The 20,831-nt window shown below is 63.2% G+C and carries 22 protein-coding genes, 2 rRNA genes and 2 pseudogenes; 12 read left to right on the plus strand and 14 right to left on the minus strand.

Annotated elements, in window-relative coordinates; all coding sequences use genetic code 11:
- Positions 1-48: 48 nt before the first annotated feature.
- Positions 49-531: an anti-sigma factor antagonist RssC gene (gene rssC / locus DM872_RS12960; RefSeq protein WP_077526154.1), complete on the minus strand. Its 483-nt coding sequence runs from the start codon at positions 529-531 to the stop codon at positions 49-51.
- Positions 528-1,712 carry a two-component system response regulator RssB gene (gene rssB, locus DM872_RS12965; RefSeq protein WP_179059879.1) on the minus strand — a complete coding sequence of 395 codons (1,185 nt, stop codon included), beginning with the start codon at positions 1,710-1,712 and terminating at the stop codon, positions 528-530. Before rssB ends, rssC begins: the two co-directional genes overlap by 4 nt.
- Positions 1,713-1,928: 216 nt before the next feature.
- Between rssB and DM872_RS12970 the strand changes: the two genes are divergently transcribed.
- The gene (locus tag DM872_RS12970) at positions 1,929-2,228 is read left to right on the plus strand and encodes a PilZ domain-containing protein (RefSeq protein WP_179059880.1); all 300 of its coding nucleotides are present in this window, start codon (positions 1,929-1,931) and stop codon (positions 2,226-2,228) included.
- 70 nt (positions 2,229-2,298) lie between these two features.
- Here the strand turns inward: DM872_RS12970 and DM872_RS12975 are convergent, their stop codons facing one another.
- A complete protein-coding gene (locus DM872_RS12975) occupies positions 2,299-3,000 on the minus strand; it encodes an MlaA family lipoprotein (protein WP_179059881.1) in 702 nt (233 codons plus the stop codon).
- A 106-nt stretch (positions 3,001-3,106) separates the two neighbouring features.
- Between DM872_RS12975 and DM872_RS12980 the strand changes: the two genes are divergently transcribed.
- The 3 genes from DM872_RS12980 (at position 3,107) to DM872_RS12990 (ending at position 4,718) form a co-directional block, all read left to right on the plus strand.
- A complete protein-coding gene (locus tag DM872_RS12980; RefSeq protein WP_179059882.1) occupies positions 3,107-3,526 on the plus strand; it encodes an acyl-CoA thioesterase in 420 nt (139 codons plus the stop codon).
- A 55-nt stretch (positions 3,527-3,581) separates the two neighbouring features.
- The gene (locus tag DM872_RS12985) at positions 3,582-4,322 is read left to right on the plus strand and encodes an HAD family phosphatase (protein ID WP_179059883.1); all 741 of its coding nucleotides are present in this window, start codon (positions 3,582-3,584) and stop codon (positions 4,320-4,322) included.
- Positions 4,323-4,454: 132 nt separating this feature from the next.
- The gene (locus DM872_RS12990; RefSeq protein ID WP_077526148.1) at positions 4,455-4,718 is read left to right on the plus strand and encodes a DUF4404 family protein; all 264 of its coding nucleotides are present in this window, start codon (positions 4,455-4,457) and stop codon (positions 4,716-4,718) included.
- Positions 4,719-4,761: 43 nt separating this feature from the next.
- Here the strand turns inward: DM872_RS12990 and queF are convergent, their stop codons facing one another.
- Complete coding sequence (queF, locus tag DM872_RS12995) at positions 4,762-5,595, minus strand: NADPH-dependent 7-cyano-7-deazaguanine reductase QueF (protein WP_179059884.1); 834 nt, start codon at positions 5,593-5,595, stop codon at positions 4,762-4,764.
- Between the two features lie 165 nt (positions 5,596-5,760).
- Between queF and DM872_RS13000 the strand changes: the two genes are divergently transcribed.
- Positions 5,761-6,441: a heavy metal response regulator transcription factor gene (locus tag DM872_RS13000; protein WP_179059885.1), complete on the plus strand. Its 681-nt coding sequence runs from the start codon at positions 5,761-5,763 to the stop codon at positions 6,439-6,441.
- A complete protein-coding gene (locus tag DM872_RS13005; RefSeq protein ID WP_179059886.1) occupies positions 6,441-7,793 on the plus strand; it encodes a heavy metal sensor histidine kinase in 1,353 nt (450 codons plus the stop codon). Before DM872_RS13000 ends, DM872_RS13005 begins: the two co-directional genes overlap by 1 nt.
- A 49-nt stretch (positions 7,794-7,842) precedes the next feature.
- Here the strand turns inward: DM872_RS13005 and DM872_RS13010 are convergent, their stop codons facing one another.
- Positions 7,843-8,673, minus strand: coding sequence for an undecaprenyl-diphosphate phosphatase (locus DM872_RS13010; RefSeq protein WP_179059887.1), 831 nt, complete (start codon positions 8,671-8,673; stop codon positions 7,843-7,845).
- A gap of 362 nt (positions 8,674-9,035) precedes the next feature.
- Here DM872_RS13010 and DM872_RS31065 point away from each other — a divergent pair.
- Positions 9,036-9,722 (plus strand): annotated as a pseudogene (locus DM872_RS31065) (cache domain-containing protein); the annotation flags it as partial.
- Between the two features lie 267 nt (positions 9,723-9,989).
- Positions 9,990-10,580 (plus strand): annotated as a pseudogene (locus DM872_RS31070) (methyl-accepting chemotaxis protein); the annotation flags it as partial.
- A 191-nt stretch (positions 10,581-10,771) separates the two neighbouring features.
- Here DM872_RS31070 and DM872_RS13020 read toward each other — a convergent pair.
- From DM872_RS13020 to DM872_RS13035, 4 genes are read right to left on the minus strand one after another with little or no spacing between them, the layout of a single operon-like run.
- A complete protein-coding gene (locus tag DM872_RS13020; protein ID WP_179059889.1) occupies positions 10,772-12,094 on the minus strand; it encodes a sensor histidine kinase in 1,323 nt (440 codons plus the stop codon).
- Positions 12,091-12,759 (minus strand): response regulator transcription factor, encoded by a 669-nt coding sequence (locus DM872_RS13025; protein ID WP_179059890.1) that lies wholly within the window; start codon positions 12,757-12,759, stop codon positions 12,091-12,093. The genes DM872_RS13020 and DM872_RS13025 overlap by 4 nt, the downstream gene beginning before the upstream one ends.
- Positions 12,759-13,073: a PepSY domain-containing protein gene (locus tag DM872_RS13030; RefSeq protein WP_179059891.1), complete on the minus strand. Its 315-nt coding sequence runs from the start codon at positions 13,071-13,073 to the stop codon at positions 12,759-12,761. Before DM872_RS13030 ends, DM872_RS13025 begins: the two co-directional genes overlap by 1 nt.
- Positions 13,073-13,381: a PepSY domain-containing protein gene (locus DM872_RS13035; RefSeq protein WP_179059892.1), complete on the minus strand. Its 309-nt coding sequence runs from the start codon at positions 13,379-13,381 to the stop codon at positions 13,073-13,075. Before DM872_RS13035 ends, DM872_RS13030 begins: the two co-directional genes overlap by 1 nt.
- A gap of 170 nt (positions 13,382-13,551) precedes the next feature.
- Here DM872_RS13035 and DM872_RS13040 point away from each other — a divergent pair, with 170 nt between their 5' ends.
- Positions 13,552-14,631, plus strand: coding sequence for a patatin-like phospholipase family protein (locus DM872_RS13040; RefSeq protein ID WP_179059893.1), 1,080 nt, complete (start codon positions 13,552-13,554; stop codon positions 14,629-14,631).
- Positions 14,632-14,663: 32 nt separating this feature from the next.
- Positions 14,664-15,560 (plus strand): hypothetical protein, encoded by an 897-nt coding sequence (locus DM872_RS13045; RefSeq protein WP_179059894.1) that lies wholly within the window; start codon positions 14,664-14,666, stop codon positions 15,558-15,560.
- Here the strand turns inward: DM872_RS13045 and DM872_RS13050 are convergent.
- Genes DM872_RS13050 through hmpA form a run of 3 tightly spaced genes read right to left on the minus strand, consistent with a single transcriptional unit; the run spans position 15,512 to position 18,184 of the window.
- On the minus strand, positions 15,512-16,702 hold the full coding sequence (locus DM872_RS13050) for an NnrS family protein (RefSeq protein WP_179059895.1): 1,191 nt from the start codon (positions 16,700-16,702) through the stop codon (positions 15,512-15,514). The genes DM872_RS13045 and DM872_RS13050 overlap by 49 nt on opposite strands.
- Positions 16,689-16,946 (minus strand): transmembrane sensor/regulator PpyR, encoded by a 258-nt coding sequence (locus DM872_RS13055; RefSeq protein ID WP_179059896.1) that lies wholly within the window; start codon positions 16,944-16,946, stop codon positions 16,689-16,691. Before DM872_RS13055 ends, DM872_RS13050 begins: the two co-directional genes overlap by 14 nt.
- Before the next feature lie 56 nt (positions 16,947-17,002).
- Entirely contained in the window at positions 17,003-18,184 is a 1,182-nt protein-coding gene (gene hmpA, locus DM872_RS13060; RefSeq protein WP_179059897.1) for an NO-inducible flavohemoprotein, read from the minus strand.
- Between the two features lie 150 nt (positions 18,185-18,334).
- Here hmpA and norR point away from each other — a divergent pair, with 150 nt between their 5' ends.
- Positions 18,335-19,885, plus strand: a complete 1,551-nt coding sequence (norR, locus tag DM872_RS13065) for a nitric oxide reductase transcriptional regulator NorR (RefSeq protein ID WP_179059898.1) — start codon at positions 18,335-18,337, stop codon at positions 19,883-19,885.
- A 116-nt stretch (positions 19,886-20,001) separates the two neighbouring features.
- Positions 20,002-20,358, plus strand: a complete 357-nt coding sequence (gene queD, locus DM872_RS13070) for a 6-carboxytetrahydropterin synthase QueD (RefSeq protein WP_036997744.1) — start codon at positions 20,002-20,004, stop codon at positions 20,356-20,358.
- 172 nt (positions 20,359-20,530) lie between these two features.
- Here queD and rrf (DM872_RS13075) read toward each other — a convergent pair.
- Both rrf (DM872_RS13075) and rrf (DM872_RS31075) read right to left on the minus strand, forming a co-directional pair.
- Positions 20,531-20,646, minus strand: a 5S ribosomal RNA gene (gene rrf, locus DM872_RS13075).
- Positions 20,647-20,751: 105 nt separating this feature from the next.
- Positions 20,752-20,831 (minus strand): 5S ribosomal RNA (gene rrf, locus DM872_RS31075); the annotation flags it as partial.

The raw sequence follows: 20,831 nt of genomic DNA on the forward strand, positions 1-20,831 counted from the left end.
CCTTTGCGGGCTGCGCGCGTTTTCATTTGCGCGAGAAGAAACGACGGATCAGCTACGTTCGAGAGCGCTGACCAGGTCGTGGAAGGCTTCACGGTTGGACTCGTTGAGCCCCATGAGAATGCGGTGGGCTTCCAGCACCTTGGTGCGGACGACATCCTCGGTCTGATCCTGCGGCGGCAAGTCTTCGAGGCATTCAGGGCAAGGCACTGGCGTCCCGACGATATTGAACACCTGGTCGAATCCCATCGACTGCAGCAGTCGCGTGATGTCGGGATGGGTGGTCACTACCGTGGGCAACAGCCCCACCTTCTGCCGCGAAAGGATCGACAGCTTGGCCAACAGACCGAGCGTGGTGCTGTCGATGCTTTGGGTTTCGGTCAGATCGATCACGATCGCCGAGAAATTCAGCGCCGAGAAGATCTTTTCAATGGTCGCATCCAGGGCAGAACACAGGGTCAGGCGGATTTCTCCGACGAACTTCAGGACGAATGTCCCTTCCTGCTCGGCAAACTGGATTTTACCGGTACTCATGCAAGGTTCCTGCTCAACACCAGCAAGGCGATATCATCCGGCATCTCGCCCAGGCTGGCCAGCCCAAATACTTGTCGCAAGCCATCCAGACTGCCACCTGCCTCGCACACCATCTCTGGCAACGCGGCTTCTTTATCTTTGAGGGTATCCCCAGGCAAAAGGTCCAGGATCCCATCGGAGAGCAAGGTCAGGCTGAAAGACGACGGCAGGTCGATGACCCGGTCATCATAGCTCGCCTCTTCGAACAACCCCACTGGCAAGCCCTTGCCGGCCAGGTAGGTGGCCTTGCCCTCGCTGTAGAGCACCGGCAGCGGCAGATGCCCGCCAATGCTGTAGGTCAGGTGGCCATTCTCCTCGTCGATCACACCACCCAGCATGGTCACGTGCTTGCCCAGCTTGGTGTTGATCAGGCCACGGTTGATGTGCCCCAGCACCTCGGAAGGCTTGAACTCGGGCAACATGCCATTGCGGCGGGACTCGTAGAGCAGGCGGGTCGTCATGAACTTGAGCAGGACAGTCACGAATGCCGAGGAAGCCCCATGGCCCGACACGTCCGCCAGGTAGAACGCCACCCGGCGTTCATCCACGCGGAAGTAGTCGACGAAGTCGCCGGAAAGGTACAGCGACGGAATGATCTGGTGGGCAAAACGCAGTCCATCCACTTCCCACGGCGTCACCGGCAGCATGTTCATCTGTACCTGACGCCCGGCGTTCTGGTCCTCCTGCAGCAAGTGCAGGCTGGCTTGCAGTTCGCGGTTGGCCGACTCCAGCTTCTCGCGGTAACGGCGGTTCTCGAGGCGCAGGACTGCGCGATCGAGGGCGCGGCGCACCGAGTGTTCGAGAACGGCCAGGTCTTCCAGGGGTTTGATCAGGTAATCGGCAGCCCCCAGGCGCAGGGCTTCGACCGCATCACTCATGACGCCGGCACCGGAGACCACAATAACCGGGGTTTCTGCTTCCAGTTCGGAAATGCGACGGATCAGCTCCAGGCCATCGACCTGAGGCATGCGCAGGTCGCAGATCACCAGATCTGGGCGTTCCTGCTCGAAAACCTGCAGCCCTTGCAAGCCGTTGCTGGCCTGCCGAACGCTGAATCCACTGTCTTCCAGATAGGCCGCGAGGCTTGCGCGTACTACCTCGTCGTCATCAATAATCAGCAGCTTGGCACTGGGATTGTGCATGGATTATCCAGGCAAACGGCGCCAGGGATGGGTTGTTGTAGCACCCGACCTAAGGCCCGAGCACGAGTACGGGGGTTCGCTTTACGGCGCAGACGGTACTCCCATCCGCAGGGCGATTCAAGCTTGCGCCGCGAGCCGAACTCTGCCTTTACACCCAAAATCGCTGGAAGTTATAAGGGGTTCGGCCCCCCTCCATGACGAGAAGAGGATCAGCGCGTGAGCCTGGACGACCGCAACTACAGCGAGAAGCGCGATTTCATAAGGATGCAGGTGCAGAGCAAAGCCATCCTGGAGCACGCCGGGCAACAGTACCCCGCCCATTGCCTGGACCTTTCCAGCAGCGGCATGCAGCTCGAAGTGAGTGCCGAACTCAGCGTGGGCGATCGCGTTCGGGTACTCATTCCCTCCGAACACAATTCCCTCAAAGGACTGGAAGCCGACGCCGAAGTGGTTCGGATCGGCGAGGGCACGAAGGGTAGTCGCATCCTCGGGTTGGCCATCCAGGACTTGCGTTAGGTGCAACAGCCGGAAACGAAAAAGGCGACCCCAGGGTCGCCTTTTTCATGCCGCCGATTCTGGCCGAGACTCAGAAATCGTCTTCGACTTCGCCGTCCTTCACCTTGAACTCGCGGTTCTGCAGGTAGGCGTTGCGAATGAAGATGTATTTGTCGCCGCTGATCAGCTTTTCCGCGGACAGCAGGTTGGCGCGGGTATCCACCACGTCGACGGCGCGGGTGACGTTGCGGGTCGGCACATGGTCGATGTAGGGGTACGGTTCAAGGAATCCGTCTGGAACCTTGCCGCCGGCATCGCGCACGGTGCTCGGGCCGAGGAACGGGATGACCAGGTACGGGCCGCTGCCGACGCCCCAATAGCCGAGGGTCTGGCCGAAGTCTTCATCGTTACGCTGCAGGCCCATCTTCGTGGCCACGTCGAAGAAGCCCAGCACGCCGAAGGTGGTGTTGAACACCAGGCGGCTGGTGTCGACACCGGCGTTGTGGAACTTGGCCTGGAACAGGTCGTTGGCCAGGTTGCCGACATCACCGACGTTGTTGAAGACATTGTGGATGCCATCTTCGAGGAACTGCGGAGTCACGGCCTGATAGCCCTTGGCAACCGGTTTCAGCGCATAGGTGTCGAGGGTGTCGTTGAAGCGGAACATGGCGCGGTTGAAGCCCTCCCAGGGATCTTCCTCCGCGGCGTTCGCAGCGACTGGCATTACAGTCAGCGCGACACAAGCCAGTACACGGCCCAGACGATCGAGCCACCGAGCGCCGATCAATTGCATTGCAGACTCTCCTTGAGAAAAGTAGTGTGGCGGCCCGCCGCCGCCCTGAAGAAGGCGCGCAGTATAAGGCCAACGCCTCGTTTGGACAGCATAGCGAACTGCTAGCATGACTGAAAAAACCTTGCTTCATGTTGCTCACATCCCCGTTCGCTGGGGTGACATGGACAGCTACGGACACGTCAACAACACCCTTTACATCCAGTACCTGGAAGAAGCTCGGGTCGCCTGGTTCCAGAATCTGGGCATCGAGATGAACAACGTGCCGCAGGGCCCCGTCGTGCTGCAGACCCTGCATACCTACCTCAAGCCCGTGGTGCATCCGGCTACCGTGGTGATCGAGCTCTATGCCGGTGCCGTGGGCAACAGCAGCCTGGTGGTGGAGCACCGACTGAGCACGCTGGAAGACCCGGCGACGCTCTATGGTGAGGGCTACTGCAAGTTGGTCTGGATCGATCATGCAACCGACAGGTCGGTACCGGTGCCAGATGACCTGCGCCTGGCCATGGGGGCAGGCAAGCGTCAGTAACCTTGCTGTCATCCTGGCCAGCTAGCCTGCGCCAGACCTCGTCAGGATGACGCAGATGCCCCAAAGCCAACCGCCCGCCTTCACCGCCCTCCTCTTTGGCCTTTCCGGCTGCCTGGTGGATTTCGGTGCCCGCACCCTGCCCCTGGCCCTGAGCCGGCTGCTCCCAGACTGCCCGCCTGGACGCCTGTTCGAAGCCGCCAGCCTTTCGCCAGGGGCCGCCCTCGACCATGCGTTGGGAGCGCCAGCCAGCGAAAAGCTGTACCAGGATTTCCAGCAACGGCTACTGGAGGCCGCCAAGGAGCATGCCGAAGCCGTCACTGGCCTCGACGAGCTGGCTGCCCTCGTGGATAGCAACGGAGTGCCCTGTGCCTGGCTCGACGAGCTACCCGCTCCAACCAGCTGGTGTCTGGCCGCGCCCCTCCCCGCCTGGGTGAAAGGCAGCGAAACCGATGGCGCGCGCCCCTGGCCGGCACCCGATAGTTGCTGGCAAGCGCTGGCAGGGCTTGGGGTTCCGCGCCTCGATGGCTGTGTGCTGGTGAGCGCCAATCCACGTCTCCTGGAGGCCGGGTTGAACGCCGGGCTCTGGACCATCGGTCTCGCGGCCAGCGGCCCCTTGTGCGGGCTGGCACCGGCGGACTGGCGAGCCCTTGATAGCGCAGAGCGCGATCGCCTGCGTGCCACCGCAACGCTGGAGTTGTATCGCCTCGGCGCCCATTCGGTGATCGACCACCTGGGCGAGTTGGCGCCCTGCCTCGCCGATCTCGCCTATCGGCGCGAGAAAGGCGAGAAACCCTGACACTCGCACTTTTGTTTCAGGCTTGATCCGAATCAGGCAGGTCCGCCCTGCCTGGATTAATCTCTATGGCATGAGGGACCTTTGAATTCCTCAGAGGGTCCACTCCTGAGACATTCGCAAAGGGAGAAAGACATGCCTGAACGCCTGCAGCAGCAACTGCAACAACTGCGCGACCAGTTGGCCCAGGAACCGCCGCTGGATGCGGAGGAACGCGCATCGCTGATCGAGTTGATGCAGGAAATCGAACTGCGCCTGGCACAGGATGCTGCCATGGCGCCGGACGCCAATCTGGTGGACGGCGTCAACCTGGCCGTCGAGCGCTTCGAAACTCGTCACCCCACCCTTGCCGGGACCTTGCGCAACATCATGCAAAGTCTCGCGAACATGGGTATCTAGCCCCACCACACAACAAAACCCCGACTTCGCGTCGGGGTTTTCGTCACTGCCGCACCAGGCGGCGATTGTCAGTCTGCACCGGATGGGTGCTGCGATAAGGATTGATGTCCAGCCCGCCACGGCGCACATAACGCGCATGGACAGTCAGCATTTCCGGCTGCAGCAACCGCTTGAGGTCGAGGAAGATGCGCTCCACGCATTGTTCATGGAAGTCGGCGTGCTGGCGGAAGCTCACCAGGTAGGCCAGGAAGCTGGCGTGATCCAGCCGTTTCGATCCGCGATATTCCACCACCACCGTGCCCCAGTCCGGCTGGCCAGTGACCGGGCAGTTGGACTTCAGCAGATGACTGTGAAGCGCCTCGTCCGCCTGCTGACCAGCTTCGGCGCGCAGCAACTCGGGCTGCGGGTGTTCGTAACGGTCGACGGTGACATCCAGTTCGTCGATGCAGACACCCGGCGAAACCGCGACACCTTCGGCCTCCACTTCGACCAGGCTGCGCACCCTCACGGCAACTGGAGCGCCCGCCGCCGCGCTCAAATCCCGCGCCAGCACCTGCTCAAGCTCGGAGGCGCTGGCAAAGACGGACTGGTTCAGCGAATTGAGGTACAGCTTGAACGATTTGGACTCGATGATATTGGGCGAATCGGCGGGGATGGCGAACTCGCTGATCGCCACGACCGGCTTGCCGGACGGCGTCAGCCACGACAGCTCGTAGCAGTTCCAGAAATCCACGCCCTGATACGGCAGGGTCGCGGCAGTCAGGCCCAGCTCGTTCCATTTGGTCACGCGGGAGATGGGAAACAGCAGCTCCGGGCTGTAGGTGCTGACGTACTCGCTGGATTTGCCCAGCGGTGAGTGTTCGGCGGGGTGTTGCATGGGCGGGTTGACCTGAAAGTGCGGAAATCGCGCAATTGTATACAGCCGCGCGGTTGCTGAAAAATCCGCGGCACCAACGGTGCTTCTGCATTACAACTTTGTCAGTTTGCCCCCGCGCGCCCCAAAGGCGCGGTATAACGCGGCAGCCCCAGCGACGAGCCCCCCATGAAGCTACTGATAGTCGAAGACGAACCCAAGACCGGCCAGTTCCTGCGCCAGGGCATGAGCGAGGCCGGCCTGAACGCGGACCTCGTCACCAACGGGCTGGAAGGCCGCGATCTGGCACTTGCGGGGAGCTATGACCTGATCATCCTCGACGTGATGCTCCCCGGCCTCGACGGCTGGCAGGTACTGCGTAGCCTGCGCCAGGCCGGTCTGCAGGTGCCGGTGTTGTTCCTGACCGCGCGGGACGCGGTGGACGAGCGCGTCCACGGCCTGGAACTGGGCGCCGACGACTACCTGATCAAGCCCTTTGCCTTCGCCGAGCTCCTCGCCCGCGTGCGCACCCTGCTCCGCCGTGGCGCCAGCGCCCCGCAGGAAACCAGCCTGGAATTCGCCGACCTGCGCCTGGACTTGCTGAGTCGAAGGGTCGAGCGCAGTGGTCGGCGCATCGATCTGACGACCAAGGAGTTCGCCCTGTTGGAATTCTTCCTGCGCCGTCAGGGCGAAGTCCTGCCCAAGACGCTGATTGCAGCCGAAGTCTGGGACATGCATTTCGACAGTGACACCAACGTCATCGAAGTCGCCGTCCGCCGGCTGCGGGCAAAGCTCGATGACGACTTCCCCACCAAGGTGATCCATACCGTGCGCGGCATGGGTTACGTGCTGGAGGCGCGCGAAGGCTGATGCGCGGACTCTCCCTCACCGCCCGCCTGGGCCTGCTCTTCGCCGCATGCACGGCCGCCGTTTCGCTGATTGCCGGTATCCTCTTCAGCCGCGCCAGCGAAGCGCACTTCGTCGAACTCGACCAGCAGTTGCTGGAAATCCGCATGACCGCGTTTCGCGCCCTGGTCAGCGATGTGAACACCCCTGAGGCACTGGCGTCCCGGCTGGACGCCTTGCAGGCGGAATTGCGTCTGCATCCGGACCTTACCTTGCGCCTGGAGGGCCGCGACGGCCGTTACTGGTTCAACAGCGCGGACGGCCTGCGCGCACCGGGGCGTGACGGGCTACATGACTGGCAGCAGGATGGCATCGACTACCGGGTGTACAGCGCGCCCGTGCGACCAGATGCCCCGGACTCGCCACGCCTGTCGCTGGCGCTGGATATCACCCATCACCAGCATTTCCTCGAACGCATGCAGCGGCTGATCTGGCTCACCGTGGGACTTTCCGCCCTGGCCACGGCCCTGTTGGGCGCCTGGGCCGCACGTAGCGGCCTGCGCCCCTTGCACCGCATGGCCGAAGTGGCCGCCGGAGTGTCGGCCAGTTCTCTGACCGCGCGGCTGGCGGACGATGAGGTCCCGCCGGAACTGGTGGAGCTGGTACGCGCCTTCAATGCCATGCTGGCGCGCCTGGAAGACACCTTCCAGCGGCTCTCGGCCTTCTCCGCCGATATCGCCCATGAGCTGCGTACACCGCTGTCCAACCTGCTGACGCAGACCCAGGTGATCCTCAGTCAGGATCGCCCGGCGGATGAGTACCGCGAGACGCTGCATTCCAACCTGGAGGAGCTCCAGCGCCTGGCGCAGATGGTCAGCGACATGCTGTTCCTGGCGAAGGCCGAACACGGCTTGCTGGCCACCGACAGGAAGACACTGGACCTGGGCGGCGAACTGGACGCACTCCTGGACTACTTCAGCCCCCTCGCCGACGAGTCCCAGGTGACCTTGCATCGCCGTGGCACGGGACAACTGAATGCCGACCGGGAAATGCTGCGCCGCGCCCTTTCCAACCTGCTGGACAATGCCCTGCGCTTCACCCCGCAAGGCGGCCACATCGAACTGGAAGTGGCCAGCGCCCCCAATGGACTGCGCCTGACCGTCGCCAACAGCGGTGAGGGCATTCCCCCTGAACTGCTGCCGCGCCTGTTCGACCGATTCTTCCGTGCCGACCCCGCGCGAAAACGCGAGGGTCGCGAGCATGCCGGCCTCGGCCTGGCCATCACCCGCTCGATCGTGCGCGCCCACGGCGGCGAAATCCGCTGCGAATCCGCCAACGGCTGGACGCGCTTCATCCTCGAATTTCCCACCCCCTGAAACGCAGAAGGCGCGCCATATGGCGCGCCTCCCGGGTGCATCAGACCCATCAGGGCTGTGCGGTAGTCCAGTCGATCAGCCCCAACTGCCAGGTCGCCAGGATCAGCAGGCCGAAGCCGATGCGGTACCAGGCGAACGCCGCGTAGCTGTGGCTGCCGATGAACTTCAGCAGGCTGCGCACGGCGATCATGGCGAAAATGAACGACACCACGGAGCCCAGGGCGAACACCGGCAGGTCGCTCGGCTGGAACAGGTCGCGATATTTGTAGCCCGAATAGACCGCCGCGCCGACCATGGTGGGCATGGCAAGGAAGAAGGAGAACTCGGTTGCCGCCTTGCGCGACAGGCCGAAGAGCAGGCCGCCGATGATGGTCGCGCCCGAGCGCGAAGTACCTGGAACCAGCGCCAGACACTGGGCACAGCCGACCTTGAGGGCGTGCTTCCAGGTCATTTCATCCACGGACTCGGCTTCAACACGATGCTGGCGCCGCTCTGCCCAGAGGATGACCACACCGCCGACCACCAGGGCCGACGCCACCGTGATGGGGTTGAACAGGTAGTGGTGGATGATGTCGGAAAACGCCACACCCAGAATCACGGCCGGGAAGAAGGCCACCAGCAGGTTGAGGGTGAATCGCTGGGCGCTCCGCTGGGTCGGCAGGCCGACGACCACGTCGAGAATCTTGCGTCGGTACTCCCAGACCACGGCGAGGATGGCCGCGAGCTGGATGATGATGTTGAAAGCGATGGCCCGTTCACCGGTGAAACCCAGCAGGTCCGCGACCACGATCTGGTGGCCGGTGCTGGAGATCGGCAGGAACTCCGTCAGGCCTTCGACAATCCCCAGAATGATGGCCTGCATGGCCGTCCACAAATCCATTGAAAATCTCCCCCCAAGGCGCGCTCTTCTGGCGCCCCTTTCATTACGTATGTGCAGGTAGCTGGTGCCGCAAGCGTGCGGTTCCGGCGATGAGACCGGGCACCTGCGTGCGGGTTCCGGGGACGAACGAGCCTTCAGCTTTGCCCCGAAGCGCCGAAATGCTAACAGAGAGCCAAATAGAAATCGCGGCTAAAGCCTGATTGAAATCCGCTACGCGGACTGCTCTGCTCCAGACTCGAAACCAATAACAAGAAACCAGGAGTTCCCGCCCCATGCACAGCTTGCGCAACCTGCCGATCAGTCGTCGCCTCTGGCTGATCCTCATCGTCGCGGTATTCATGCTGGTCACCCTTGGCGTGCTGATGCTGCAGCAGATCTACGACGACCTCTACCAGGGCAAGGAGCAGAAGACCCGCCACGTGGTCGAGACCGCGGTGGGCGTGCTGCAGTACTACCAGGCCCAGGAAGCCGCGGGCACCCTGCCCCGCGAAGAAGCGCAGAAACAAGCGATGCAGGCGGTTCGCGCCCTGCGTTACGACAAGGGCGACTACTTCTGGATCAACGACCTGACGCCGCGCATGATCATGCACCCGACCAACGCCAAGCTGGAGGGTCAGGACCTCTCCGGCTACAAGGACCCGGACGGCAAGCCCCTGTTCAACGAGATGGCGCGCGTCGCCAAGACTCAGGGCGCGGGCTTCGTCGAGTACCGCTGGCCCAAGCCGGGCGCCAGCGACCCGGTGCCGAAAGTTTCCTATGTGCAACTGTTCGCACCCTGGGGCTGGGTGATCGGCTCGGGCATCTACATTGACGACATGCAAGTGGAGTTCCTTTCCCAGGCCATGCGCGCCTCGCTGGTGGGATTGGCCATCGCCATCGTCATGGCGCTGCTGGTCATCGTCATCGCCCGCAGCATCACCCGGCCGCTGAACGAAGTGGTTTCCGCGATGGCCGCTATCGCCAGTGGCGAAGGCGACCTCACCAGCAGCCTGGACACCCACGGCCGCGACGAAATCACCGCCCTCGGCGGCCATTTCAATGCCTTTACCGGCAAGCTGAGGGGCGTGATCCGCCAGTCCCTGGACGCCGCCACCGCCCTCGACCAGGCCGCCAGCAACCTCGACGGCATCGCCAGCAACGGGCTGCGCCAGAGCGAGCAGCAATCGCTGCAAATGGAGCAAGTGGCTACCGCCATCAACGAAGTCACCTACGGCGTGCAGGACGTGGCAAAGAACGCCGAGCATGCCGCCAGCGAAGTGCGCAACGCCGAGGAACAAGCGCGCCAGGGGCATGACAACATCGACAGCAGCCTGCGGCAGATCGACCAGCTCTCCACCACCATCACCAAGGCGGTGGACGTCATCCAGACGCTCGCCCAGGAAAGCGCCCAGATCGGCAGCGTGCTGGAAGTGATCCGCTCCATCGCCGAGCAGACCAACCTGCTGGCACTGAACGCCGCCATCGAGGCCGCTCGGGCCGGCGAGCAGGGCCGTGGCTTTGCCGTGGTGGCCGATGAAGTACGCCTGTTGGCCCAGCGGACCCAGAAGTCGACGGCAGAAATCCAGACCATGATCGAACGCCTGCAGCAGAACTCCGAGGCAGCGGTCCAGGTGATCGACGAAAGCAGCCGGGCTTCCCGCGCCACGGTGGACCAGGCCAGCCAAGCCGGCGAGAGCCTGGCGCAGATCGCCCAGGCGCTGCGCACCCTGACCGGGCTCAACGCCTCAATTGCCAGCGCTACGTTGCAGCAGTCCCATGTAGTGGAAGACATCAACCAGAACGTCACCCAGGCTGCCGGCCTGGCCCACGACAGCGCCAGTTCGGCCGAACAGACCACCGGCGCCAGCCAGCGCCTGGGGCAATTGGCCGTGCAGCTCAATCAGCTGCTGGGACAATTCCGCGTGTAGCCACCCTGAATCCATGAGGGGGCGAATTCATTCGCCAAGCTGCCCCATCGGTGCAGGGGCCTTGTAGGAGCTAGCTTGCTAGCGAAACGGGGCCATTCGCTGGCAAGCCAGCTCCTACGGGCAATCCAGCCACTTGCAACACTTGATGCGGACACAGCTATTGAAATCGCCCCCACAGGCGAGGCGTGAACCTACGAGGCTTGCGCGGTCGGAAGTTCGATGCGTACCCGCAATCCACCCAGTGGGCTTTCCTGCAGGCTCAGGCGGCCGTTCCAGGATTCGACGATGTCCCGCACGATGCCGAGCCCCAGGCCGTGCCCTGCGACTTGCTCGTCAAGGCGCGCGCCACGACCGATGACTTCCTCACGCTTGTCTTCGGCAATGCCCGGGCCGTCATCGTCCACCATCAGGCTGTAACCGTCGGCTCCGCCACGGATGGTCAGGTTGACCTGGGTTTCCGCCCACTTGCAGGCGTTATCCAGCAGGTTGCCCAGCAGCTCCAGAAGGTCTTCCCGGTCCCAGGGCAGGCGCATCCCTTCGGGGACGTCCCAGTCCAGGTCCAGCCCACGGTCGTGGATCATTGCCAGGGTGGAAAACAGGCCTGGCAGCTCTTCGGCGCAATCGAAATGTGCCCCGGGCAATGCCTCGCCCGCGAGACGCGCACGTCCCAGTTCCCGGGCCAGGCGCTGCTCGATCTGCTCCAGCTGTTCGTGCAGGATCGCGCGCAGCTCCGGCTGTCCGCGCAGCTCTTCGCGGTTGGCCAGGCTGACCAGCACCGCCAGGGGCGTCTTCAACGCATGACCAAGGTTGCCCAAGGCATTACGCGAGCGCTTGAGGGTGTCTTCGGTGTGACTGAGCAGCCGGTTGATCTGCGTTACCAAAGGCTCCAGCTCCGCCGGCACCTGGCTATCCAGCTCACTGCGCTGCCCCTGCTGCAGTTGGGCGATCTGCTGGCGAACCTCCTCCAGCGGACGCAAGGCCCGGCGCACGGTAATGCGCTGCAAGGCGAGGATCAGCAGCAATCCGGCCACCCCGAGGCCCAGCCCCGTCCAGCGCACGCGGCTAAAGCTCTCCAGCACGGGCGTGTAGTCCTGGGCGACGACGATTCGAACCTGGCGCCCGAAGCGACGGTAATCGCCGCGCCAGGCCAGCAATTCCTGGTCGTCGGGCCCCGGCAGCAAACCTTCGGCCAGCCCCTTGCTCGGGGGCATGGATAGCTCGGCATCCCAGAGCGAACGCGAACGCCAGGGTTCGTCATCCAGTTCGATGATGAAGTAGCGGCCGGAATAAGGTTGTTGATGGGCCGGGTTAAGCCGCTTCTCGTCGAGCTGGATGCCGGCCTGTCCACGCACCAGCGAGCCCAGCAGGAGCTCGGCCTCGGTACGCAGCCCTTCCGCCAGATAACGTCGCAGTCCCAGGTCGAACAACCAGAGGCTGGTCTGCGCCAGGACCAGCCCCACCACCAGCAGCACGCCGATCAACCCAAGGCTGAGCCGGCGCTGGATAGACCTCATCGACCCTCACCGGTGAAGCGATAGCCCTGACCTCGTCGCGTCTCGATGACTTCGCGGCCGAGCTTGCGCCGCAGGTGATTGACGTGCACCTCGATCACATTGGAATCCCGCTCGGTCTCGCCGTCATACAGATGCTCGGCCAGGTGGCTCTTCGAGAGCAGTTGGCCGGGGTGCAGCATGAAATAGCGCAGCAACCGGAACTCGGCAGCAGTGAGCTGCACCTCGTCGCCATTGCGGCTGACACACTGACGCCCTTCATCCAGCTGCAGGCCCGCCGCTTCCAATTGCGGCTGGTTCGCCAGGCCATGGGCACGCCGCAGCAGCGCCTGGATGCGCAGGGCCAGCTCTTCGGGATGGAAGGGTTTGGTCAGGTAATCGTCTGCGCCGGCCTTGAGGCCATCGATGCGCTCGGCCCAGGAACCACGGGCAGTGAGCACCAGCACCGGGGTCGACAGCCCGCCCGCACGCCATTCCTGCAGGACCTCGAGTCCGGGCTTACCGGGCAGGCCGAGGTCCAGGATGATCAGGTCGTAGGGCTCGCTGGCTCCCTGGTGCAAGGCGTCGCGGCCGTCGGCCAGCCAGTCCACGGCGTAGCCTTGGCGGCCGAGGCTGGAGGTCAGCTCATCGGCCAGGGGTACATGGTCCTCTACCAGCAACAACCGCATCAGTCGTCTTCCTCGTCCTTCAGAATGCGCCCGTCGCGGGCGTCCAGTTCCAGCTCACGCACCGAGCCGTCGGCAGTGACCAGTTCGACCTCGTAAATGTAGACGTCATCTTCCTCTTCCAGCTCGGCCTCCAGCAGGCGCGCCCCGGGGTAATTCCCCAGGGCGCTGCGCAACAGCTGGTCGAGGGGCAGGATGACACCCTCTTCACGAAGCCTGAGGGCTTCGTCCTGATCCAGGTCCCTGGCCATCGCCTCAAGGGCGAAGACGGCCAGGATCAGGGCGATGATCCCACTGTAGCGAAGGATCCAGCGCATCAGTCGTCCTGGTGATCCTTGAGGATCTGGCCATTGGTGGCGTCAAGTTCCAGGTCCCATTGCACACCCTGGGCGTCGCGCAGTTCGACCTGGTAGATGTAGCGGCCGTATTCCTCTTCCAGCTCGGTTTCGTTGATGGTGCCACCGGCGTGCTTGGCCAGCGCTGCGGCATTGAGTTTCTCGAAGGACTGGATGGTGCCCGCGTCACGCAGCTTCAAGGCCTCATCCGGGCCGAGGTCACGCGCCTGGGCCATACCGGCAGTGGCGGCGAGGGTAGCAAGGGTGAACAGGGCAGCAAGCTTCTTCATGGGGTATCTCCTCGGGGGAATGTGTGCTTTCGATGGGTTCAAGATACCGGGGTCGACTTAATTGAAGCTGAATTCCCATTAAGACTTGGGAAGGATCATTCATACCCTGAAGAAGCTTGGCCTTGACGAGGTGGCCACTATAATCGCTGCCTTGCTTTCAGGAGCCCCGCATGAGCGCCATCCAGATCAAGTTCCCCGCCCTCACCCTGCGCGCCGGACGCCGCGCCCAGGCCCACATTCGTGGGCAGGGCCTCACGCCGGCCGATGTCGGCATCCTGCCGGGTGCGGCTGGCGGCCCCAAGGCCCTGGGTATCCAGGGCCTGGACCTGGCGCTGTTCGGCGACTGGCTGCCGCGTGCACCGCGTGAACGCGCACTGATCGGTGCCTCCATCGGTTCCTGGCGCTTCGCCAGCGCCTGCCTGCCTGACGCTGCCGACGGCATCCGCCGGCTGGGCGAGCTCTATACCAGCCAGCGATTCCCCAAGGGCGTGAGCATGGCGGAAGTCAGCCGCCTCTGTGGCCTGATGCTGGACGACCTGCTCCAGGGTCAGGACGCGCAGGTATTGGCCAACACCCATTACCGGCTGAACGTGGTGGTGGTGAAAAGCCATGGCCTGCTTGCCCATGATCGGCGCGGCGCCCTGGGCCTCGGCCTATCGTCGGTGATCGGCAGCAACCTGCTGGGCCGTCCGCACCTGGCCCGGCACTTCGAGCGGGTCATTCTCCACGACGCGCGCCAGGCACCTCCGCTGGCAGCGCTGTTGGACTTCCCCTCGCGCTACCACACGCTGGACGCGAACAATCTGCGCCATGCCCTCCTCGCTTCGGGGTCAATCCCCATGGTGATGGAAGGCGTACGCGACATCCCGGGCGCTGGGCCGGGCACTTACCGCGATGGCGGCCTCCTCGATTACCACCTGGATCTGCCCTACAACCCGGGCGGCGTAGTGCTCTATCCGCACTTCACCGACAAGGTAGTCCCCGGCTGGTTCGACAAGGGCCTGCCCTGGCGCAAGGGCGATGCGGAGCGGCTGCAGGACGTGCTGCTGATTTCGCCATCGCGCGAGTACCTGGCCACGCTGCCTCATGGCAAACTGCCAGACCGTAAGGACTTCAAGCGCTATCTCGGTGACGATGCCGGACGCGAACGCTATTGGCGCAAGGCCATGGCCGAAAGCGAGCGGCTGGGCGACGAGTTCCTCGAACTGGTGGACAGCGGGAAACTCGGGGAGCGCTTGCAGGACCTTTGACCTGAGACGCACGGAGCGAAAGGAGTACAGGGATGAAACTCGCGGTGGCCATCATCCATGGCATCGGCAACCAGCAGGACGCGCGCAACGTCGAGGGGCAGCACACATTCGCCCAGGGACTGATCGCCGGGTTGCGCAAGCGACTGGGCGTCGAGGCCGAGGATGTCGCGTTCCAGTCGCTTTACTGGGCGAGCGTGCTGGACAAACGCGAGCTCGCCTACCTGGAAAAACTCGAACAGGAACCGGTGCGCTGGCGCTGGATGCGTCGCCTGGTCACCCTCTTCCTCGGTGATGCCAGCGGCTACCGCAAAGTCAGCCAGGCGTACGACAACACCTATGAGCAGGTCCACCAGTGCGTGCGCAACGGACTCAACGCACTGCGCGCCAAGGTCGGGCCGAACACCCCGCTGGTGGTGCTGGCGCATTCGCTGGGCGGGCACATCATCTCCAACTACATCTGGGACCAGCAGAAGCTCAACGCCACCCCGAGCTGCCCGCGTGATCCTTTCCTCGCCATGGAAACCCTGGCCTGTCTGGTCACCTTTGGCTGCAACATCCCGCTCTTCACCTTCGCCTACGATCCTGTGCAGCCGATCCGTTTTCCGGGTCACTGCCTCGACGAACGCCTGACACGGGCCGCCCGCTGGCTGAACGTCTATGCACCGGCGGACTTGCTCGGCTACCCGCTGCGGCCGGTTCAGGGCTACGCCGCCGTGGTACATGAAGACCGGCCGCTGGCGGTGGGTTCGTGGTTCCGCCGCCATACGCCCTTGAGCCACCTGGAGTACTGGAACGACGCGCGGTTCCAGGACTACATCGCTCGCCATCTCCGCGACATGCTGAACGCTTGCCCGGCGCCGCATAGGACGCCAGAACCGGATCAACCGGGCCTGCCGTCCAGCCTCGGTGTACACAGCAGCACCGCGTAGTACCTGAGGAACAAGGCAAAGGCGATTATCCAGCAAAGGGCGGCCAGCCAGAGTGCTGCGGACCCGGCCAGCGGCACCAGGATCACACGGGCGAGCGCCCCCAGGTTGAGCAAGGCGAAGGCCAATCCCATCACGGGTGACGGTTCAAGCGGTCGGCCACTGTGTCCCAGGCTCACCCGAGCAATCATCGCCAGGATCAATCCCCCCATCGCGCCAACACCCAATGCGTGCTGGGCCAGACTCGAACTGGCCAGAATGCCCAGGTGCCAGGCGGCCAACCCCAATGGCGCCAGAGCCAACCAGGCGAAAGCCAGGTGCAAGGGCCAGAGCAGCACGACTCGCCAGATTCCGCCGTCGTACCAGCGCGCGAGACGCAGCAGATTACCCAAACCGAGGACTAAACACGGAATGGCGAGCCACGGATCTGGCTGTAGCCCCATGCCGATAGCGAAGCTTGCAGCCAGCAGAACGCCTCCCAGCAACATGCTCCAGTCCAACCATGGCCAGGCCTTCACTTGCTGGACACGTCCCAGCCCGCGCTGGGTGAAGAAGGGAATCACCCGACCACCGATCAACCCCATCAGCGCAGCGATGAGCCAGAGGGCAGCCAGTACCCCTTGGCGCTGCAGTGCATCGCTGCCGCTCGCAAGTCCCCAGAGCACCAGTGCGTCGGCAGTCGCGAGCAAGGTCAGCACCACTACCACCGGGTAGTTGTTGCGCTGGCGCACACGCCAGAGGCTGCGTCCCATCACGCAGGCGACAGCAGGCAGGAACGTCAGCTCGAGGGCAATCACCAGCGCTACCGGCGCCCCCATTAGCCATGCCAGTCGCGCAGCCAACCAGAGCATCGCCAACGCGGCCAGGGCAGGCCCGCGCAAACCGGGATTACCGGTCCAGTTCTGTACGGCGGTCAACAGGAAACCCGCAATGATGGCGCCACCAAAACCGAACACCATTTCGTGCCGGTGCCAGGCGAGCCAGCCGCCGGTGGGCTGCCATGCGCGGGTCTGGCCATGGAGCGCCAGGAGCCAGATCAGCACGGCCACCAGGGCGAAGGCCGTACCGAAGAGAAAGAAGGGGCGGAAGCCGAGGCGCCAGAGCGGCCGGATCGCCAGTTCGCGGGAAGCATCAAGCAATTGCACAGGCCAGACCTCGCTCTTCCTTGCGCATTTGATATTGCGCGGTCAGGCGCATGACGTAGCCGAGCTTGATCAGGGTCGGCCCGAGGATGACCATTCCGTGTGCGCCGACGAGCAGGAGCAGCCCAAGGTGAGCATCGAGGTAGTAAGCGCCGGCGATGCCCAGCACGAGCTGGAGCAAGCCGGCCCAGAGGAACAGATGAGACAGTTGCAGCAAACGCTGAGGGCATCCGAACAGACTGATCATGATCTTGCACTCCTCGGTTGAAGGCCCGGCGCCGCCTTGGCGCCGGGCGGGTGGGATCAGGCCTCCAGAGCGCCGGCCGGTCCAAAGAACTCGTAGTGGCATTGGCGCTCGGGTACGCCCAGATCGCGCAGGTGCTTCTTCACCTGGGCCATGAAACCTTTCGGCCCGAGGAAGTACGCATCCACATCGCGCTCGGCAGGCAGCCAGTCACCCAGTTGCTCGCGGCTGAGGAAGCCGGTCGCATCGGGCTGGTCAGCAGCATGGGGCTCGCTGTAGCAGAAGAAGCGGTTGAGCTGCGGGATGGCGGCTACCTTCGCGTCAATCCAGTCGCGGAAGGCATGCACGGCGCCATTGCGTGCGCAGTGGATGAAATGAATCGGCCGGCCGCTTTCCTCTGCCGCTTCCAGCATGGCCAGTGCTGGGGTAATGCCCACGCCGGCGGTAATCAGCACCAGCGGTTTGCTGCTGGGGCGAAGGACGAAGTCGCCAGCCGGGGCGAACAGTTCGATGCGGTCACCCACGTGGAACTGGTCGTGCAGATAGTTGGAGACCCGGCCACCCTGCTCGCGCTTGACGCTGATGCGGTACTCGCGGCCATTGCCGAGAGCGGACAGCGAATAGTTGCGGCGCACTTCTTCGCCATCCAGATTGAGGCGCAGGCCGATGTACTGGCCGGGGATGAACTCCATCAGCTCGCCGCCATCTTCCGGGGCGAAGTAGAAGGAAGTGATTTCCGCGCTTTCCGCTTCCTTGCGTGCCAGGCGGAACCAGCGGGCGCCACGCCAGCCACCGGGGGCGGCTTCGCTGGCGGAGTAAATTTCCTCTTCGGCACCAATCAGCAAGTCAGCCAGTTGCTGATAGGCCGCGGCCCAGGCTTCGATGACTTCATCAGTCGCCACTTCGGCGCCGAGTACCTCACGGATGGCGCGCAGCAGGCAGCTACCCACGATCGGATAGTGCTCGGGCAGCACCTGCAGGGCGACGTGCTTGTTGATGATCTTGCCTACCAGCGGACCGAGGGCTTCGAGCTGGTCGATGTGACGGGCATACATCAGCACGCCGTTGGCGAGTGCGCGCGGTTGGTCACCGCTGGCCTGGTGGGCCTGGTTGAACAGCGGACGCACTTCAGAGTATTCACCCAGCATGATCTTGTAGAAGTGACTGGTGAGCGCTTCTCCCCCAGTCTCCAGCAGGGGTACGGTGGATTTGACGATGGCACGTTGTTGGCTGGTGAGCATATGGACTCCGCTATCTGGGTTGTGTCTCTCTGCCTGTCTTAATCCAGCTTTCGTGCCAACTTTTTAATCCTTTAAAATCAATACGTTATATTTTTAAGTGTTCTTTTGACTACACTACTCGACGAGTCATATCGACATACCGGAGTCATAATGACGACTCACCCATTCCTGCAGACACTGATCCCCCTGGTCAGCGATCTGTCCCGCGAGCTTCCCGAGCGCGAACGCTATCGACGCCTCCTCGAATCCCTGCGCGGGCTACTGCCTTGCGACGCCACTGCCCTGCTCCGCCTGGACGGCGATCAGTTGGTGCCAATGGCGGTGGACGGCCTCAGCCAGGACACCCTGGGGCGACGCTTCAAGGTTTCCGAGCACCCTCGTCTACAGGCTCTGATGGACAACCGCGGTGTTACCCGCTTCGCCGCTGACTGCGGCCTGCCAGACCCTTACGACGGCCTGGTGGAGGGGCATCAGGAGCACCTGGAAGTCCACGATTGCATGGGCTGCCCGCTTTACCTGGATGACCGCCCTTGGGGCGTGCTGACTCTGGATGCCATGGACCCATCGCGGTTCGACGGGCAGGACCTGGAGGTGCTCGAAGGCTTCGCCAGTCTGGCCGCTGCAACGGTGAAAGCCACCGAGCGCATGGAAACCCTCACTCGCCGCGCCCAGGACGAACAACAGCTGGCGGAGGTCTATCGCCAAGCGGCTGGCCAGGTCCGCTCGCAGGAAATGATCGGCCAGAGCGCGGCGCACAAAGCCCTGGTGGAAGAGATCAAGCTGGTGGGCGGTAGCGAACTCACGGTGCTGATCAGCGGCGAAACCGGTGTCGGCAAGGAACTGGTGGCCCAGTCCATCCACGGCCGCTCACTGCGCTCTCGACATCCGCTGATCAGCCTCAACTGCGCGGCCCTACCCGACACCCTGGTGGAGAGCGAACTCTTCGGCCATGTGCGCGGCGCATTCTCCGGCGCGGTGAATGATCGCAAGGGCAAGTTCGAACTGGCCGACGAAGGCACGCTGTTCCTCGATGAGGTGGGTGAACTTCCCTTGGCGATCCAGGCCAAGCTGCTGCGCGTGCTGCAGAGCGGACAATTGCAACGCGTGGGCTCGGACAGGGAGCATCGGGTCAACGTGCGCGTCATTGCCGCCACAAATCGCGACCTGGCGGAGGAGGTGCGCGCCGGTCGCTTCCGGGCCGACCTCTATCACCGACTCAGTGTCTATCCCTTGCGCGTCCCTCCCCTTCGCGAGCGTGGCCGCGATGTGCTGCTGCTGACAGGTTTCTTCCTCGAAGAGAATCGCGCGAGGCTGGGACTGCGCAGCCTGCGTCTAAGCCAGGATGCCCAGGCGGCCTTGCTTGGTTATGACTGGCCAGGAAACGTGCGGGAGCTTGAGCACCTGATCGGACGAGCCGCCCTAAAGGCACTGGCAGCGTGCGCGGAACGGCCCCGCATCCTCACCCTGACAGCCAGCGATCTCGCACTGCCGAGCAGCCAGCCGATTGTGGCCAGCAACGCGGTAGAAGCCCCTGCCATTGCAGCGGTAGGCGATCTGCGCGAGGCAGTTGATCAGTATCAGCGTCAGCTGATCATGGCCAGCCTGGAGAGCCAACAGCAGAACTGGGCCGCGGCAGCCCGCGAACTGGGGCTGGATCGAGCCAATCTGCTGCGTCTGGCCAAGCGGCTGGGCATCAAATGAAGGGCTAGCTCGTCCGACAGCGTCTGTCTTTTCGGTCAGGTCGTCGGAGAGCTGGTAAAATCGAGGCTTTCCTGCTTTGGCCAGGCTTCTGGCCGTCACTTCAAGAGCGTTACTCTGTGGAAATTTTCAAGGAATTCATCTTCGAAGCCGCGCACCGGCTTCCTCACGTGCCCGCCGGCCACAAGTGCGGTCGCCTTCACGGCCATTCTTTCCGTGTGGCGATCTACATCGAGGGCGAGCCCGATCCCTATACCGGCTGGATCCGCGATTTCTCCGAGCTCAAGGCGATCTTCAAGCCGCTCTACGAGCAGCTCGATCACAACTACCTCAATGAAATCCCCGGCCTGGAGAACCCCACTAGCGAAGTCCTCGCCAAGTGGATCTGGCAGGAACTGAAGCCCCTGCTGCCGGAACTCTCCCGCATTCGCATCCATGAGACCTGCACCAGTGGCTGCGAGTACCGCGGCGACTGACGGTTCCAGAATGCAAAAAGGCCACCTTACTAGGTGGCCTTTTTCATGGGCGTGTATTTCATGCTTTAGGCATCAAGCAACTCGAGTGGCTCGCATGGGCACGCATCGAGAATTCCCGCGTACAAAGACAAACCCCCGAACCGTTTTCACGGATCGGGGGTTTGGGATAGAAGCTTGACGATGACCTACTCTCACATGGAGAAGCTCCACACTACCATCGGCGATGCGTCGTTTCACTGCTGAGTTCGGGATGGGATCAGGTGGTTCCAACGCTCTATGGTCGTCAAGCAATACGGTTGGGATCTCGTCCTCAGACGCAATCCCGAAATCTATGGCTTTCACTAATAGACAAACCCCCGAACCGTTTTCACGGATCGGGGGTTTGGGATAGAAGCTTGACGATGACCTACTCTCACATGGAGAAGCTCCACACTACCATCGGCGATGCGTCGTTTCACTGCTGAGTTCGGGAT

Source organism: Pseudomonas taiwanensis (genome assembly GCF_013393345.1).
Lineage (GTDB): Bacteria > Pseudomonadota > Gammaproteobacteria > Pseudomonadales > Pseudomonadaceae > Metapseudomonas > Metapseudomonas resinovorans_C.

Coding starts and splice junctions, on each gene's coding strand:
- rssC (WP_077526154.1), bottom strand. CDS start 531: ATGAGTACCGGTAAAATCCAGTTTGCCGAGCAGGAAGGGACATTCGTC.
- rssB (WP_179059879.1), bottom strand. CDS start 1,712: ATGCACAATCCCAGTGCCAAGCTGCTGATTATTGATGACGACGAGGTA.
- DM872_RS12975 (WP_179059881.1), bottom strand. CDS start 3,000: ATGCAATTGATCGGCGCTCGGTGGCTCGATCGTCTGGGCCGTGTACTG.
- DM872_RS12980 (WP_179059882.1), top strand. CDS start 3,107: ATGACTGAAAAAACCTTGCTTCATGTTGCTCACATCCCCGTTCGCTGG.
- DM872_RS12985 (WP_179059883.1), top strand. CDS start 3,582: ATGCCCCAAAGCCAACCGCCCGCCTTCACCGCCCTCCTCTTTGGCCTT.
- DM872_RS12990 (WP_077526148.1), top strand. CDS start 4,455: ATGCCTGAACGCCTGCAGCAGCAACTGCAACAACTGCGCGACCAGTTG.
- queF (WP_179059884.1), bottom strand. CDS start 5,595: ATGCAACACCCCGCCGAACACTCACCGCTGGGCAAATCCAGCGAGTAC.
- DM872_RS13000 (WP_179059885.1), top strand. CDS start 5,761: ATGAAGCTACTGATAGTCGAAGACGAACCCAAGACCGGCCAGTTCCTG.
- DM872_RS13005 (WP_179059886.1), top strand. CDS start 6,441: ATGCGCGGACTCTCCCTCACCGCCCGCCTGGGCCTGCTCTTCGCCGCA.
- DM872_RS13010 (WP_179059887.1), bottom strand. CDS start 8,673: ATGGATTTGTGGACGGCCATGCAGGCCATCATTCTGGGGATTGTCGAA.
- DM872_RS13020 (WP_179059889.1), bottom strand. CDS start 12,094: ATGAGGTCTATCCAGCGCCGGCTCAGCCTTGGGTTGATCGGCGTGCTG.
- DM872_RS13025 (WP_179059890.1), bottom strand. CDS start 12,759: ATGCGGTTGTTGCTGGTAGAGGACCATGTACCCCTGGCCGATGAGCTG.
- DM872_RS13030 (WP_179059891.1), bottom strand. CDS start 13,073: ATGCGCTGGATCCTTCGCTACAGTGGGATCATCGCCCTGATCCTGGCC.
- DM872_RS13035 (WP_179059892.1), bottom strand. CDS start 13,381: ATGAAGAAGCTTGCTGCCCTGTTCACCCTTGCTACCCTCGCCGCCACT.
- DM872_RS13040 (WP_179059893.1), top strand. CDS start 13,552: ATGAGCGCCATCCAGATCAAGTTCCCCGCCCTCACCCTGCGCGCCGGA.
- DM872_RS13045 (WP_179059894.1), top strand. CDS start 14,664: ATGAAACTCGCGGTGGCCATCATCCATGGCATCGGCAACCAGCAGGAC.
- DM872_RS13055 (WP_179059896.1), bottom strand. CDS start 16,946: ATGATCAGTCTGTTCGGATGCCCTCAGCGTTTGCTGCAACTGTCTCAT.
- hmpA (WP_179059897.1), bottom strand. CDS start 18,184: ATGCTCACCAGCCAACAACGTGCCATCGTCAAATCCACCGTACCCCTG.
- norR (WP_179059898.1), top strand. CDS start 18,335: ATGACGACTCACCCATTCCTGCAGACACTGATCCCCCTGGTCAGCGAT.